Below are 14377 nucleotides of genomic sequence, written 5' to 3'. Positions count from 1 at the left end.
CGGCGCAGGGCTTGTCCTGGTCGTGGCCATACCCTTTGCCTTCATCGTCCTGCAGGCCCTCTTCCCGGCGCTCGGATCGGGATCGTTCCGGGCGCCGTTCGCCAATGTCCTCGAGACCCTGGCCAACCCCGCGCTGTTGCGCATGACGTTCAACACCGTGCTGCTTGGCGCGGCCGTCGTGGCGGCGGCGGCCCTGCTGGCCGTGCCGCTGGGCGTCCTGCGCGCGCTCTTTCGTGTACCGCTCGCGCCGCTCTGGGACGTGCTGCTGCTCGTGCCGTTCATGATCCCGCCCTACATCGCCACGCTTGGCTGGATCATGACGCTGCAGCCGCGCGGCTACTTGCATCAACTGGCCGGCTTCCATCTCGCGCCGTTCCTGTTCTCGCTGGGCGGCATGACACTGATCATGGCCCTCAATACCTTTCCGGTCGTCTATTTTGCCGTCTCTCGCACGGTCGAGGCAGTGGGCGCCCGCTATTCCGATGTGGCCCGTCTTTTCGGCGCCACGCCTGCCAGAGCCTTCTGGCGCATAACCCTGCCGCTTGCGGCACCCGGCCTTGCGGCCAGTCTGCTGCTGGTCTTTGCCATGGCGATCGAGGAATACGGCACGCCGGCCGCCCTTGGCCGCCGCGCCGGCTTCGAGGTTCTGGTCAGCGGCATCGACCTTCGCGTCTCGGACTGGCCGATCGATCTGCCTGGCGCCGCGGTCATCTCGCTGGTGCTGGTCTTGCTGTCCTTCCTCGCCTTCCTGCTCCAGCGGCGCATTCTTGCCGCCGGTCCTATGAAACGACCGGCGGCAAGCCGCAGAACAAGGACAAGCGGCCCCTGGGTGCACTCGCCGCTCCCGTGGTCGCGTTGTTCGCCACCGTCGCCTTCCTTGCGACGGGTGTTCCGCTGCTGGCGGTGCTGGCGACGGCGACGCAGAAGACGATTTCCGGCGGGCTCGTGCCGGGCAATCTCGGCCTGCAGAATTTCGAGGCGATCTTCGCCAATTCGGCTGGCGGCCTGAGAGCGCTTGGCCTCAGCCTCTCGCTGGGCGTCGCCACGGCGCTCATCGCCGGGTTGCTGGGGGCACTATCAGCCTATGTCATCGTCAAGACGAAGACACGGGGGCGGTGGGCAATTGATGTGTTGACGGTGCTTCCCAACGCTCTGCCGGGGATTGTCGTTGCTGTTGGGCTTATCCTCGCCTGGAACCAGCCCTGGCTGCTACAATACATCCCTGATCCTGCTGCTCGCCTATTGCTGCATCCTGCTGCCGCATCCGGTGCGTTACACCCATGCCGCCCTGCTGCAGATCGGGGATAATCTCGAAGCCGCCGCGCGCGTCTGCGGAGCCTCCGGCATGACGGCGCTGCGCCGGATCCTGCTGCCGCTCATCAGGCCAAGCCTCGTCTCGGCGATGCTGCTGGTCTTTGCCGTTGCCTCGCGCGAACTGGTCACTTCCATCCTGGTCGCTCCCGTCGGCGTGCAGACGGTCGCGACCTTCATCTGGCGTCAGTTCGAGCAGGGCTCGATCGGGCTGGGCATGGCCATGGCTTTCCTCGCCATCGTGCTGACGACGCTTCTGCCGCTGCTTGTTCTCGGGCTGATGCGCGTCAGTGTGGTGAAATAGGAATGCCGGCCCGCGTTCTGCCCGTTCACGACAGCTTGGCAACGATCGCGCGCAGCGCCTCGCCGAACCGGCGCACTTCCTCGACTGTGTTGTAGTGCACGAGCGAAGCGCGAATGGCGCCGCTGTCCATGGAGAGGTTGAGCCGTTTCATCAGCCGCGGCGCGTACATGTGGCCGTCGCGGATGCCGATCTGCATGTCGGCCATTTCCTCCACGATCTTCTGCGGCGACAATGTGCCGATGTTGAAGCAGAAGGTCGGCACACGCTCGTTGATGCGGCCCTCGTCCGCGACGCCATAGATGGTCGCGCCGCAATTCTTCAGCACGGCCATCATCTCGCGCGCCAGAAAGAGCTCGTAGTCGCGGATGGCGCCCATGCCGGCGACGATATTCTCTCGCCGCGAGCGGTTGTTGGAGGGTGCGAGGTTGCGGCCGATCAGTTCCAGATATTGCACCGCCGCATCCATGCCCGAGACGTTCTCGTAGATGAAGGTGCCGGCCTCGACCTTGTAGGGCGGCTCGTCGGGAATGAAGTCCTCGCGGAAGGTCGGCAGCCGCTTCAGCGTTTCGAAGCGGCCCCAGAGAAAACCCATATGCGGTGAGAAATTCTTGTAGCCGGAACAGACGAGATAGTCGCAGCCCCAGGCCTGCACGTCGATCAGCCCGTGCGGTCCATAATGTACGCAATCGAGGAACACTTCTGCGCCGGCCGCATGCGCGATCTTCGCCACCGAAGCAACATCGACGATCGAGCCGATCGAATGCGCCGTGACCGTGCAGGCGACAAGGCGTGTGCGCTCCGAAACCAGCGCCTTCAGGTCGTCGACATGCAGATTGCCGTCCTGGCGCATCCGCCACCACTGAAATTTGGCGCCGGCCTGCTCCAGTGCCAGCCAGGTGGCGATGTTGGCGTCGTGATCCATGTCGGTGATGACGATCTCGTCCCGATCTTGCAGCATCTGGCCGATGCCGAGGCTGACCAGGCGGATGAACGAGGTGGCGTTCATGCCGAAGCAGATTTCCGAAGGACTATAGGCGTTGATGAGCAGCGCCACGCTTGTCCGCGCATCGGCGACGGACTGGTCGACGGTGACGCTGCGGCCATAGCGGCCGCCGCGCTGGACATTGTGCGAAACCAGATGGTTGGTCACCGCGTCGAGCACACTCTGCGGAATCTGCGCGCCAGCGGCGTTGTCCATGAAAATGAAATCGCCGGCGCGCTGCAGCGCCGGGAACATCGCCCGGATTTTCTCCACGGGAAACGCGGCGGCGTTCGTGGTGTCTGTCTGATTGTTCACGGGGCAGGCTCCTGCGGGGAGTTGGGGATCGGTTGGTGGATCAGCGCGTCTTCTCGGTCTGGAAGCGGCGCTCGAGCAGGCTGACCAGCCGCACCATCGGCCACAGGAAGATGAGATAAACCAGCGCCGCGCCGATCAGCGGCGAGGGGTTGGCGTAGAGCGACTGCGCGTTGGTCGCTTCCTTGAGCAGTTCCGGCAGCGCGACCGTTGAGGCGAGCGAGGTGTCCTTGAACATCGAGACGCAGTTGCTGGTCATCGGCGGAATGACGACGCGGATCGCCTGCGGCAGCACCACCTTGCGCAAGGTGAGCAGGAACGGCAGGCCCAAGGCGTGCGCTGCCTCGAACTGACCCTTCGGAATGCTTTCGATGCCGGAGCGGAACACCTCGGCCGAATAGGCCGACATGATGATGGCGAAGGCTGTGACCGCGGACGCCCAGGACGACAGCCGGATGCCGAGGAAGGGCAGCGCATAGTAGATCAGGATCAGCACCACCAGCACCGGCAGCGCCCGGAAGATATCGGTGTAACCGATCGCGATCCAACGCAGCGGCCTTGGCCCATAGAGCCGCACCAGGCTGATCAGCAGCCCGACAGCGATCCCGATGACGATGCTCATGATCCCGAGCAGCAGCGTGTTGAGAAAACCGCGCAGCAGCGCCGGCAGGCTCGATGCGATGACGTCCGGATTGAAGAAAGTGTCGATCAGCGACATCAGGGCATTCTCCAACCATGTTGCGTCTTCCGACGCCGGAGCGAGACCCGGAACGCTGAGCTCGACCTGACCGCGCGGGCGGCGGTTCCGGGAAGGTCATGCTTGAAACGGGGCGTGCCGACCTTGGCAGCCGGCACGTCCGTTTTGCTGGCTGCCGCTCAGGCCTTGGGCAGCGGCATTTCCTTGACGGTCGAGGAATCGGCCGGGGCGTCGGTGCCGAACCACTTCTTGTGGATCGCGGCCAGCGTGCCGTCCTTCTTCATCGCCGTCAGCGCGTCGTTCAGCTTGCCGAGCAATGGATGATCCTTGCTCATCATCAGCCCGTACTGCTCGCCGGTCTTGATGCGCTGCTTGACGACGAGGTCCTTCATTTTCTGGAAGGAATACTGCATGCCGGGAATGTCGCTGACGGCGGCGTCGACGCGGCCGGCGCTGAGGTCGAGCAGCAGGTTCTGCTGCGTGTCGTAACCCTTCACGTCGCTATAGCCGTCGGCTTCCTGATGTGCTTTCACCCATGTCTCGCCCGTCGAGCCGGAGAGCACGCCGACGACCTTGCCCTTGAGATCGGCCTCGGCATTGATCGCGCTGTCGGTCTTGGTGGCGATGCCCATGTCGGAATCATAGTAGGGCTGGGTGAAGGACAGCGTTTTCAGGCGCTCCGGCGTGATGGTGATCGAGGAGATCGCGACGTCGATGCGGTTGGAACTGACGGCCGCGAACAGCGCCTGGAAGCCGAGATCGGCGATGTCCGTGGTCATGCCGATGCGCTTGGCCGCCTCATTGACAATGTCGACCTCGAAGCCCTCGAAAGTGCCGCTCTCGTTCTTGTACTCGAACGGCGGATTGGTCGGGTATGCGCCGACATTGAGCACATCGGCGGCGTAAGCCGTGGCCGGGCCGGCGGCAATGCCGATGGCGGTGGCGAGCAGGATGAGATTGCGACGGTTGATCATCTCTAATGGTCCCTCTGGGGTGTTCCCTCTGGTTGTTGATCGGGCGGAGCGGACCCCGCACGGTTTGTTGCCGTCCCGCCTCCCAGCGGGGCGTCAATTCATGGCGGCGACCATGCGGTCGAGCGCGGTCGCTATCTGGTCCCGGTCTCGGCATACGCACATGCGCAGGAACGCCGCCGACGAATTTCCGAAGAGATGCCCAGGCGCCAGTCCGACGCGCGCCGTCTCCAATATCCTGGCGCAGGCCTGCCGCGCATCGCTTTCGCCTTCCAGCGCGAAGAACGCATACATGCCGCCGCGCGGTTTCGTCGGCAGGATGATGCCTGGAATCTGCGCCAGCCGATCATAGGCGAGATCAAGGCCCGTTTTGATGCGCTGCCTGATCTCCTCGACCAGCGGCTCGCCCTGGCGGATGGCGGCGACGGCGCCGGCCTGGATCGGCGCGGCAGTGCCGCTGTTGATGTATTGCGTCATGGCGCCGAGCTGGTCGGCAACGCCCGACGGATGCGTCAGCCAGCCGATGCGCCAGCCGGTCATGGCCCAGGCCTTCGAGAAACTGTTGACCGACAGCACCCGGTCGCCGTCCTCGGCGATCTGCAGGATCGAGGGCGCGACGTCGCCATCGAAATAGAGCCGGCCATAGACTTCGTCTGAAATGATCCAGATGCCGGTGCGCCGGCTGAAGTCGAGCAGCGCCTGCATCTCGTCGCGCGAAGCGGTCCAGCCGGTCGGGTTGGATGGCGTCGACAGGAAGATGGCGCGGGTGCGCGCGTCGCAGCTGGCGAACAAACGGTCGAGGTCGAGATGCCAGTCGCCCTTGAAGTCGAGCGGAAACGGTCGCGGCTCGCCGCCGATCAGATGGATGGCGTTGTGGATGTTGGGCCACTGCGGCGCGAGATAGACGACATTGCTGCCGGTATCGACCAGCAGTTCCAGGGCAAGGTACAGCGCCTGCATGCCGCCGGGCGTGACGGTGGTGCGGGCGATCGGGATGGAGCGGCCATGGATGCGCGTCTGGTACTCCGACAGCGCCTCGTTCAGCGGCCCATGGCCGCGCATGTTGGGAACGTAGAAGGTCAGGCCGTCATCGAGCGCGGCCTTGGCGGCGTCGCGGATGAAGGCCGGCGTCACCATATCGCCTTCGCCGTACCAAAGCGCGATGACGTCGCCCAGTTCGCGCGCACGCACGGCGAGATTGGCGATGTTTTCAGTGTGCAGGTCACGGATCTGGGCGCGCACGCCGTCGAAGGCATAGCGCGCGCTGGACGATGACTGGGGCAGCATGAACGACAAGGACTGAAACCCCTCCCACCCGGAGCACCACGATGGACTGGCCGGCAAGCCCCTCCGGCACGGCAGTCGCCATCGATCTTGAATGCTTATCCAAAGTGCGGCGCATTTCAAGGCGAAAGTTTTAAGCTTAAAAAACTTGGCCGGGCCCGTTGCGCCGGCGATACGTCCTTTTTCGATCGCGCCCGGCTATGCCAATTCGTCACGTGCCGCGGCTGAGTTGGCCGCGGCACCGGCGCCAAGGAACATCGTGTCGCTGGCCAGCACGAAAAAGCTGGCGCCGATGGCTGCCCATCGGCCGACAGCCTGCGGGCTGGCGCAGAATATGCCGGCGGTTTTTCGGTGCGCGATCGTTGCGCGGATGATTGTCTGGATCGCCGCGTCGAGCCTGTCGGCTCCCTGCGGCCCAATGGCATCGATCGATACCGAGAGGTCGCCGGGCCCGACGAAGATAATGTCGACGCCGTCGACGGCGGCGATCGCTTCGATATTGGCCAGTCCCTCCGCGGTTTCGACCTGGACCGCGACGACAACCCTCTCGTTGGCGCCCGCAAGATACTCGGGAATGCGGTAGCCGTAGCCCGCCGCACGGCCGGGGCCGACGCCGCGCTGGCCAAGCGGCGGATAGCGCGAGGCGTTGACGGCCATTGCCGCCTGTGCAGCGGTCGAGACACGCGGCATCAGCACTCCTTGCGCGCCGCTGTCGAGCGCCGCCTGGATAGCCTCCGGCGCATGCCCGGGAACGCGCACCATCGCCGGCACGCGGTGGACGTCGGCGGCCCGCACCATGGCTTCGATCATGTCGCGCGAAATCTGGGCGTGTTCCCAGTCGATGCAGAGGAAGTCGAGGCCGGCAAGCGCCATCACCTCGACCGCGACAGGGTGAGGGATGGTCGCGAAGGAGCCGACGAGCTTGGCCTTGCCGATGCACTTCTGGCGGAATTCGCTCATGCCTGTCCTCTTTGTCGTCTAGCCCAAATTCATATCCGCAATCGGCGGCGAGGCGAAGCTATTTCAGGCTTGAAATATTTTCGCACGGGCCTAGCGTGCTCATATTCCGCCGCGAGTATCCCTTATGATCAAAGCGCATCCCCTGCACGGTTCCAACAAACTTAAGCTCGGCGTCTTTTCGACCAACGCCGATGGCGGCCTTGCCATAACCGATGTGCCGGAACGCTGGACGGCGGGCTGGCAGGACAATCTGACCGCGGCTCAGATCGCCGACCGCGCCGGTCTCGAGTTCATGCTGCCGATCGCGCGCTGGCGCGGCTTTGGCGGCCGCAACAAGGTGCGCGAATGGTCGTTCGAAACCTTCACCTGGGCGGCCGCCCTCGCGGCCGCGACGCAGCGGATCGGCCTGTTCATGACGGTGCACGTGCCACTCGTGCATCCGCTCTATGCCGCCAAGGCGCTGGCCACGGTGGATCACATCAGCCAGGGGCGAGCCGGCCTCAACATCGTCTGCGGCTGGAACCCGAAGGAATTCGGCATGTTCGGCACGCCGCTGGTCGAAAAGGGCTATGAGCAGGCGGCCGAATGGATCGAGATCCTCGAACGGCTTTACGTGTCGAGCGAACCCCTCGACTACGAGGGCATCTATTATCGCCTGAAGGAAGCGGTCAGCCGGCCGGCCAGCCTGCAGGTCCCGCGTCCGGTGACGATGAACGCCGCCTTCGGCGGCCCGGGCCGCGATTTCGCCGCTGCCCATTGCGACTATCTGTTCACGACCTTTTCCGAGATGGGCGATGCCGGCAGGCATGTCGCCGATATAGGGGAGCGGGCCGACAAGGTTGGCCGCAAGGTCGGCGTCTACACCGTCGCGCATGTCGTCTGCCGTCCGACCATGGAAGAGGCGCAGGCCTACTACACCAGATATGCCGTCGATCTGGCCGATCACGAGGCGGTCGATGCCCACATGGCCGGCAAGAAGGAATTTTCGCAGTCGCATGACGCGCATGCCTATGATCGCTATCGACAGCGTTTCGCCGGTGGCGCCGGCACCTATCCGCTGATCGGAACCCCCGAGACGATCGCCGCCGACATGGCCGCCATATCAGGACACGGCTATGAGGGCATCGCGCTGTCCTTCGTCAACTACACGCAGGAGCTGCCCTATTTCTGCGATCACGTGCTGCCGCTGCTCAGGCAGGCGGGGCTTCGAGGGTAGTAGAACATTCGCAATTGGCCGCAGCCTTCCCAACTTCGTCATCCCTGGGCGAAGCAGCCGCGTAGCGGCGTCGCGTAGACCCTGGGATCCATGCCGCGACCTCAGTCGCGGAGTGCAGCGGAGCAGAATTCTGCACCGTGGCGGCGCTCAGGAGTCCCGGCATGGATCCTGGGGTCTGCGCTGCGTCGCTACGCTCCTTGCTTCGCCCCAGGATGACGAAGCGATGGTGGTTATTCCGGACGAACAGCTTCGTCCGGAATAACGGCTGTCGCCTGGATCTCGATCTTGGCGCGATCCTCCACCAGCGCCACCACCTGCATGGCGGCCATGGCCGGGAAATGCCGGCCGACCACCACGCGATAGGCTTCGCCTATACCCTTGAGGTTGCCGAGATATTCGGCCTTGTCGGTGAAATACCAGGTCATCGAGGTGATGTGCTGGGGCTTGGCGCCCGCTTCGGCGAGGATCGCTACCACGTTCTGAAGCGTCTGCCGCACCTGACCGACGAAATCGTCGGTCTCGAACTTGCATTGCCCGTTCCAACCGACCTGGCCGCCGACGAACACCAGCCTGCCATGCGCCGCGACGCCATTGGCGTAGCCGACCGGTTTTGCCCAGCCTTCCGGCTGCAGGATCTCGTGCATATCAACTCTCCAATATCGGTCCGCAATATCCGCGTTCGAAACAGTCCCGTCCGTCGGGGCGGCCTGTTCAGGCCGCGCCCATCACCTGCCGTGCGATCACCACCTTCTGCACGTCGGAAGCGCCCTCATAGATGCGCAGGGCGCGGATCTCGCGGTACAGGCTCTCGACGATGTGACCTTTGCGGACGCCGTCGCCGCCATGCAACTGCACGGCCTTGTCGATTACCTCCTGCGCCTTGTCGGTGGCGAACAGCTTGGCCATCGCCGCCTCGCGGGTGACCCGCGCGGCGCCCATGTCCTTGGTCCAGGCGGCGCGGTAGACCAGTAAGGCGGCCGCGTCGACGTCGAGCGCCATGTCGGCGATGTGACCTTGCACCATCTGCAGTTCCGCCATCGGCGCCCCGAACAGTTTTCGCTCGGCAACCCGTTTGATGCTTTCGTCGAGCGCGCGCCGGGCAAAGCCGAGCGCCGCCGCGCCGACAGTCGAGCGGAAGACATCGAGCACCGACATGGCGATGCGGAAGCCGTCGCCGGGCTTGCCGATCAGCGACGAAGCCGGCAGGCGCACCGCGTCGAACGAAAGCCTTGCCAGCGGATGCGGTGCGATGACTTCGAGGCGCTCGGCAATGCCGAGCCCGCTGGCGTCCCCGGGCACGATGAAAGCGGACAATCCCTTGGCGCCAGGCGCCTCGCCGGTGCGGGCGAAAACGATGTAGAGATCGGCGATGCCGCCATTGGAGATCCAGGTCTTCTCGCCGGTCAGCACATAGCTGTCGCCGTCGCGCGTTGCCGTCATCTCTGTGTTGGCGACGTCGGACCCAGAGCGCGGTTCCGACAGGGCAAAGGCCGAGATCGTCTTGCCGGCGCGGGTCTTCATCAACCATTGCTGCTGGTCCGGCGTGCCGAACAGGCTCAGCGCCCCGGTGCCAAGCCCCTGCATGGCGAAGGCGAAGTCGGCGAGCCCGTCATGGCGCGCCAGCGTTTCGCGCGTGATGCACAGCGTGCGGACGTCGAGCGGGCCGGGATTGTCGGTGTCGACAGCCGTAGACTTCAGCCAGCCGTCGCGGCCGAGTTTCGCCACCAGGTCGCGGCAGGCGGCGTCGACGTCGTGATGGTCGACGGGGAGGTTTTTCGCGCACCAGGTTTCGAGCTGCTCGGCGAGTTCGCGGTGGCGGTCTTCGAAGAAGGGCCAGTTGAGGAAGGAGCGGTCAGGCATTTGCGCCTCCGCAGTTCTGCAGGGTTTGCGCTCTACGGCGCCCCCCTCTGTCCTGCCGACGTATCCACGGAAAGCATCATCCTCAATTCCCCTCGAACACCGGCTTTTCTTTCGCCACGAACGCCTTGTACGCCCGCTCGAAATCGCGCGTCTGCATGCAGATCGCTTGCGCCTGCGCTTCGGCCTCGATCGCCTGGTCGAGGCCCATCGACCATTCCTGGTTGAGCTGCGTCTTGGTGATGCCATGGGCGAAGGTCGGGCCGGAGACGATGCGTGCGGCCATGTCGAGCGCGTCGGCCTCGAGTGCGGCCGCTTCGACCAGCCTGTTGTAGAAGCCCCAGCGTTCGCCTTCCGCCGCCGTCATCGTGCGGCCGGTATAGAGCAGTTCAGCGGCACGGCCCTGGCCGATGATGCGCGGCAGGATCGCGCAGGCGCCCATGTCGCAGCCGGCAAGGCCGACGCGGGTGAACAGGAAAGCCGTCTTGGCCTCCGGCGTCGCGATACGGATATCGGCGCTCATGGCGATGATGGCGCCGGCGCCGACCGCGACGCCATCGACCGCGGCGATGATCGGCTTGCCGCAGTTCAGCATCGCCTTGACGAAATCGCCGGTCATGCGGGTGAAGGCGAGCAACTCCTTCATGTCCATCCTGACCAGCGGGCCGATAATGTCATGGACATCGCCGCCGGAGCAGAAATTGCCGCCATTGGACAGGAACACCACGGCGTCGATATCGTCGGCGTAGACCAGGTCGCGGAACGTGTCGCGCAGCTCCGCATAGCTGTCGAAGGTCAGGGGATTCTTGCGCTCCGGCCGGTCGAGCCGGATCTTGGCGATCCTGCCCTCGGCCTCCCAGAGAAAGTGCTTGGGCTTGAGGCCGGCCATCTCAGTCATTCGCGTCCCTCCCAGTTGCTGCGGAACGAGGTCAGCATGCCGGTCAGCCGGCGTGCATCCTCCTCGCTGACCTTGCCCAGCAATTCCCCGATCCAGCCCTCATGCGCGGCGGCGATGGTGGCAAAGGATTCCGTGCCCTCATCCGTCAGCCGAACCATGGAGGTACGGCGGTCGCCATTACGCCGGGCGCGCGTTACCAGCCCTTCCGAAACCAGCCGGTCGACGATCCCGGTGACATTGCCGTTGGACACCAGAAGGAAGCGCGACAGGTCGCTCATCAGCATGCCTTCCGGCGCCCGGTAGAGTGCGGCCATCACGTCGAAGCGTGGCAGCGTCGTGTCGAATTCCTTCTTCAGCCGATCGCGCAGCTCGGCCTCGATGGTGCGCGAGGCGCGCAACAGCCTGATCCACAGACGCAGCCGGTCCTTGCCGGGTCCCGACGGCGCGGGCAGGGGGCCGGCTACCATGTTTCGCCTCCTGAGATCGAAATCGCCTGTCCGGTGATCGATGCCGCCGTATCGCCGCACAGCCACAGCACGGCGGCGGCAACTTCCCGCGGCTGAATGAAGCGGCCCTGCGGATTGGTCGAGGCCAGGCTCGCCCGCGCGTCACCGGTCGAGCGGCCGGTCTTTTCGACGATGCGCTGGATGGATTCTTCCAGCATTTCCGTTTCCACGAAACCCGGGCAGACCGCATTGACGGTCACCCCGGACTTCGCCGTCTCGGCCGCCAGTGCCCGCATCAGGCCGACGACGCCATGCTTGGCCGCCACATAGGGCGCGACATAGGCGTAGCCCTTCAACCCGGCCGTGGAGGCGATGAAGACGATCCGCCCCGACTTTCGCGCGGCCATGCCGGCCAGTGCCGGCTTCACGGTCAGGAAGCTACCGGTCAGGTTGACGTCCAGCGTGCGCTGCCAGTCGGCGAGCGAGGTCTTGTGCGCCGGCATGCTGCCCGCCATGCCGGCATTGGCGACGACGATATCGAAGGGGCCGCGTGCGGCTTCGGCCCTCTGATAGAGATCGGCCATTTCGGCCTCATTCGTGACGTCGGCGACGAGGCCAGAGATGCGGTCATTTTTCCTCTCAACTTCGGCCAGCGCAGCTTCGCGCCGTCCGCAGATGGTGACCGCGACGCCTGCCTCCGCGAGCGCCAGTGCTATGGCTTTGCCAACGCCGGTGCCACCGCCGGTGACAAGAGCGTGCTTGAAGGGTGTCGCCGCAGCACTCATACCTTGAGCCCCGCAGCCGCATCGCGTTCGGCCAGCCGGTAGAGCTGGTCACGCCCCGGCAGATAGGGATCCGGCCATTTGACGCCACGATCGCCGAGCGTCACCGCCGCATGCAGCGTCCAGTAGGGATCGGCGAGATGCGGCCGCGCCAGCGCCACCAGGTCGGCGCGGCCGGCCATCAGGATCGAATTGACATGATCCGGCTCATAGATGTTGCCGACCGCCATCGTCGCCATGCCGACCTCGTTGCGGATGCGGTCGGAAAACGGTGTCTGGAACATGCGGCCATAGACCGGCTTGGCGGCAATCGAGGTCTGCCCGGCCGAGACGTCGCAAATGTCGACGCCGGCGGCATGCAGCATCCTTGCGATCTCGACAGCGTCCGCCGGGGTGACGCCTTCGATGCCGACCCAGTCATTGGCCGAGATGCGCACCGAGATCGGCTTTCCCTCGGGCCACACGGCGCGCACGGCGTGGAAGATTTCCAGGGGATAGCGCATGCGGTTTTCCAGCGAGCCGCCATAGTCGTCAGTGCGCCGGTTGGTGACCGGTGTGATGAAGGACGACAGCAGGTAGCCATGCGCGGCGTGGATCTCCAGCATGTCGAAGCCGCAGCGGTCCGCCATCTCGGCCGAAGCCACGAACTGGTCGCGGACCAGATCCATATCGGCACGGTCCATGGCCTTCGGCACCTGATTCTCAGGCGACCAGGCCACGGCAGATGCAGCCATGATAGGCCAGTTGCCCGAAGCCAGTGGCACGTCGGTGCCTTCCCAGCCGACACGCGTGGAGCCCTTGGCGCCGGAATGGCCGATCTGGGCGCAAATCCTTGCTTCCGTCTCGGCATGGACGAAGTCGACCAGCCGCTTCCACGCCACCTCATGTTCGGGCGCGTAGAAACCGGGACAACCAGGCGTGATGCGGCCCTCCGGGCTGACGCAGGTCATCTCGATATAGACAAGCCCCGCGCCGCCCTTGGCGCGCTCGGCGTAATGGGTGAAATGCCAGTCGGTCGGGCAGCCGTCGACGGCCTTGTACTGCGCCATCGGCGATACGACGACGCGGTTGGCAAGCTGCATGTCGCGCAGTTTGAACGGCGCGAACATCGGCGCCCGGCGCAGCCGGTTGCCACCGGCGCCGGCCTGGCGCTGAAACCATTCCTCGGCTCCGCCCAGCCACGCGGCGTCGCGCAGCCGCAGGTTTTCATGGCTGATGCGCTGCGACCGCGTCAGCAGCGAATAGTTGAACTGCACCGGATCGAGACCGAGATAGCGCTCGACTTCCTCGAACCATTCCAGCGAATTGCGCGCCGCCGATTGCAGCTTCAGCACCTCGGTGCGGCGGGCGTCCTCGTATTTCTGGAACGCGGCTTCGAGATCGGGCTCGGCCTCGACATAGTCGGCCAGCGCCACGGCACTCTCCAGCGCCAGCTTGGTGCCGGAGCCGATCGAGAAATGCGCCGAGGCCGCCGCGTCACCCATCAGCGCCAGGTTCTTGTACGACCAGCGCTCGCACAGCACGCGCGGGAAATTGATCCAGGCCGAACCCCTGATGTGGTTGGCATTGGTCATCAGCGCGTGGCCGCCGAGATGCTTCTGGAAGATCCGCTCGCAGACGGCGATGGATTCCTGCTGCGACATCGCGCCAAAGCCGAAGGCCTGCCAGGTCTGCTCGCTGCACTCGACGATGAAGGTCGCGGTCTCGCTGTCGAACTGATAGGCGTGCGCCCACACCCAGCCATGCTCGGTCTTTTCGAAGATGAAGGTGAAGGCGTCGTCGAATTTCTGGTTGGTCCCGAGCCAGACGAACTTGCATTTGCGGGTATCGATGTCGGGCTTGAAGATGTCGACGAAAGTGTTGCGTGCCCTGGAGTTCAACCCGTCGGCGGCAACGACCAGATCATGCGTTTCCATATAGGGGCGGGGATCGGCGATATCGGTCTCGAACATCAACTTGACGCCAAGCTCTCGCGCGCGCCGTTGCAGCAGGATCAAGAGCCGCTTGCGGCCGATGCCGCAAAAGCCATGCCCGGACGACACCGTGCGCACGCCGTCATGGATGACGGCGATGTCGTCCCAGTAGGCGAAATGCTTCTTGATCCAGACCGCGCTGACCGGGTCGTTTTTCGCGAGATTGTCGAGCGTCTCGGCCGACAGAACGACGCCCCAGCCGAACGTGTCGTCGGCGCGGTTGCGCTCGAACACCGTCACCTCGTGCGCGGCGTCCCTCAGCTTCATCGAAATGGCAAAGTAGAGGCCGGCTGGACCGCCGCCGAGAACCGCAACCTTCATCCGTGCGATCTCCTCTTCGCTTGCTGCATTTCGAGTATTGCGCTGGCGGCAAGATATTTCAAG

The 14377-nt window shown here is 64.7% G+C and carries 12 protein-coding genes and 1 pseudogene; 2 read left to right on the top strand and 11 right to left on the bottom strand.

Annotation, left to right across the window (positions count from 1 at the left end; translation table 11 throughout):
• Window positions 1-1615, top strand: a pseudogene (locus J0I79_RS35190) (iron ABC transporter permease); the annotation flags it as partial.
• Between the two features lie 25 nt (window positions 1616-1640).
• On the opposite strand, the gene J0I79_RS31785 reads toward J0I79_RS35190, so the two are convergent.
• The 5 genes from J0I79_RS31785 to J0I79_RS31765 form a co-directional block, all read right to left on the bottom strand.
• Window positions 1641-2912, bottom strand: coding sequence for a cysteine desulfurase-like protein (locus tag J0I79_RS31785; RefSeq protein ID WP_292869049.1), 1272 nt, complete (start codon window positions 2910-2912; stop codon window positions 1641-1643).
• Between the two features lie 40 nt (window positions 2913-2952).
• Window positions 2953-3627: an amino acid ABC transporter permease gene (locus J0I79_RS31780; protein ID WP_292869043.1), complete on the bottom strand. Its 675-nt coding sequence runs from the start codon at window positions 3625-3627 to the stop codon at window positions 2953-2955.
• Between the two features lie 158 nt (window positions 3628-3785).
• On the bottom strand, window positions 3786-4580 hold the full coding sequence (locus tag J0I79_RS31775) for an ABC transporter substrate-binding protein (RefSeq protein ID WP_292869040.1): 795 nt from the start codon (window positions 4578-4580) through the stop codon (window positions 3786-3788).
• 93 nt (window positions 4581-4673) lie between these two features.
• Window positions 4674-5864: a pyridoxal phosphate-dependent aminotransferase gene (locus J0I79_RS31770; RefSeq protein ID WP_292869058.1), complete on the bottom strand. Its 1191-nt coding sequence runs from the start codon at window positions 5862-5864 to the stop codon at window positions 4674-4676.
• 195 nt (window positions 5865-6059) lie between these two features.
• Window positions 6060-6821, bottom strand: a complete 762-nt coding sequence (locus tag J0I79_RS31765; RefSeq protein WP_292869037.1) for an HpcH/HpaI aldolase/citrate lyase family protein — start codon at window positions 6819-6821, stop codon at window positions 6060-6062.
• Between the two features lie 124 nt (window positions 6822-6945).
• On the opposite strand from J0I79_RS31765, the gene J0I79_RS31760 reads away from it, so the two are divergent.
• Complete coding sequence (locus J0I79_RS31760; protein WP_292869034.1) at window positions 6946-8037, top strand: LLM class flavin-dependent oxidoreductase; 1092 nt, start codon at window positions 6946-6948, stop codon at window positions 8035-8037.
• 230 nt (window positions 8038-8267) lie between these two features.
• Here J0I79_RS31760 and J0I79_RS31755 read toward each other — a convergent pair whose 3' ends face one another.
• From J0I79_RS31755 to J0I79_RS31730, 6 genes are all read right to left on the bottom strand, one after another.
• Entirely contained in the window at window positions 8268-8681 is a 414-nt protein-coding gene (locus tag J0I79_RS31755) for a RidA family protein (RefSeq protein WP_292869031.1), read from the bottom strand.
• Window positions 8682-8748: 67 nt separating this feature from the next.
• Window positions 8749-9897, bottom strand: coding sequence for an acyl-CoA dehydrogenase family protein (locus tag J0I79_RS31750; RefSeq protein WP_292869028.1), 1149 nt, complete (start codon window positions 9895-9897; stop codon window positions 8749-8751).
• A gap of 82 nt (window positions 9898-9979) precedes the next feature.
• Complete coding sequence (locus tag J0I79_RS31745) at window positions 9980-10792, bottom strand: enoyl-CoA hydratase family protein (protein ID WP_292869025.1); 813 nt, start codon at window positions 10790-10792, stop codon at window positions 9980-9982.
• Window positions 10789-11259, bottom strand: coding sequence for a MarR family transcriptional regulator (locus tag J0I79_RS31740; protein ID WP_292869022.1), 471 nt, complete (start codon window positions 11257-11259; stop codon window positions 10789-10791). The genes J0I79_RS31745 and J0I79_RS31740 overlap by 4 nt, the downstream gene beginning before the upstream one ends.
• Window positions 11253-12023 (bottom strand): SDR family NAD(P)-dependent oxidoreductase, encoded by a 771-nt coding sequence (locus J0I79_RS31735; protein ID WP_292869019.1) that lies wholly within the window; start codon window positions 12021-12023, stop codon window positions 11253-11255. Before J0I79_RS31735 ends, J0I79_RS31740 begins: the two co-directional genes overlap by 7 nt.
• The gene (locus tag J0I79_RS31730) at window positions 12020-14314 is read right to left on the bottom strand and encodes a bifunctional salicylyl-CoA 5-hydroxylase/oxidoreductase (protein WP_292869016.1); all 2295 of its coding nucleotides are present in this window, start codon (window positions 14312-14314) and stop codon (window positions 12020-12022) included. The genes J0I79_RS31735 and J0I79_RS31730 overlap by 4 nt, the downstream gene beginning before the upstream one ends.
• Window positions 14315-14377: the final 63 nt, after the last annotated feature.

The sequence above is a fragment of the Mesorhizobium sp. genome (assembly GCF_017306585.1).
GTDB lineage: Bacteria > Pseudomonadota > Alphaproteobacteria > Rhizobiales > Rhizobiaceae > Mesorhizobium.
The sequence above is the reverse complement of the archived record's forward strand: the minus strand, read 5'-3'. Positions and strand labels throughout refer to the sequence as shown.

What these genes read in the sequence shown, in the direction of transcription:
- J0I79_RS31780 (WP_292869043.1), bottom strand. Translation starts at nt 3,627, where the DNA reads ATGTCGCTGATCGACACTTTCTTCAATCCGGACGTCATCGCATCGAGC.
- J0I79_RS31775 (WP_292869040.1), bottom strand. Translation starts at nt 4,580, where the DNA reads ATGATCAACCGTCGCAATCTCATCCTGCTCGCCACCGCCATCGGCATT.
- J0I79_RS31770 (WP_292869058.1), bottom strand. Translation starts at nt 5,864, where the DNA reads ATGCTGCCCCAGTCATCGTCCAGCGCGCGCTATGCCTTCGACGGCGTG.
- J0I79_RS31765 (WP_292869037.1), bottom strand. Translation starts at nt 6,821, where the DNA reads ATGAGCGAATTCCGCCAGAAGTGCATCGGCAAGGCCAAGCTCGTCGGC.
- J0I79_RS31760 (WP_292869034.1), top strand. Translation starts at nt 6,946, where the DNA reads ATGATCAAAGCGCATCCCCTGCACGGTTCCAACAAACTTAAGCTCGGC.
- J0I79_RS31755 (WP_292869031.1), bottom strand. Translation starts at nt 8,681, where the DNA reads ATGCACGAGATCCTGCAGCCGGAAGGCTGGGCAAAACCGGTCGGCTAC.
- J0I79_RS31750 (WP_292869028.1), bottom strand. Translation starts at nt 9,897, where the DNA reads ATGCCTGACCGCTCCTTCCTCAACTGGCCCTTCTTCGAAGACCGCCAC.
- J0I79_RS31745 (WP_292869025.1), bottom strand. Translation starts at nt 10,792, where the DNA reads ATGACTGAGATGGCCGGCCTCAAGCCCAAGCACTTTCTCTGGGAGGCC.
- J0I79_RS31740 (WP_292869022.1), bottom strand. Translation starts at nt 11,259, where the DNA reads ATGGTAGCCGGCCCCCTGCCCGCGCCGTCGGGACCCGGCAAGGACCGG.
- J0I79_RS31735 (WP_292869019.1), bottom strand. Translation starts at nt 12,023, where the DNA reads ATGAGTGCTGCGGCGACACCCTTCAAGCACGCTCTTGTCACCGGCGGT.
- J0I79_RS31730 (WP_292869016.1), bottom strand. Translation starts at nt 14,314, where the DNA reads ATGAAGGTTGCGGTTCTCGGCGGCGGTCCAGCCGGCCTCTACTTTGCC.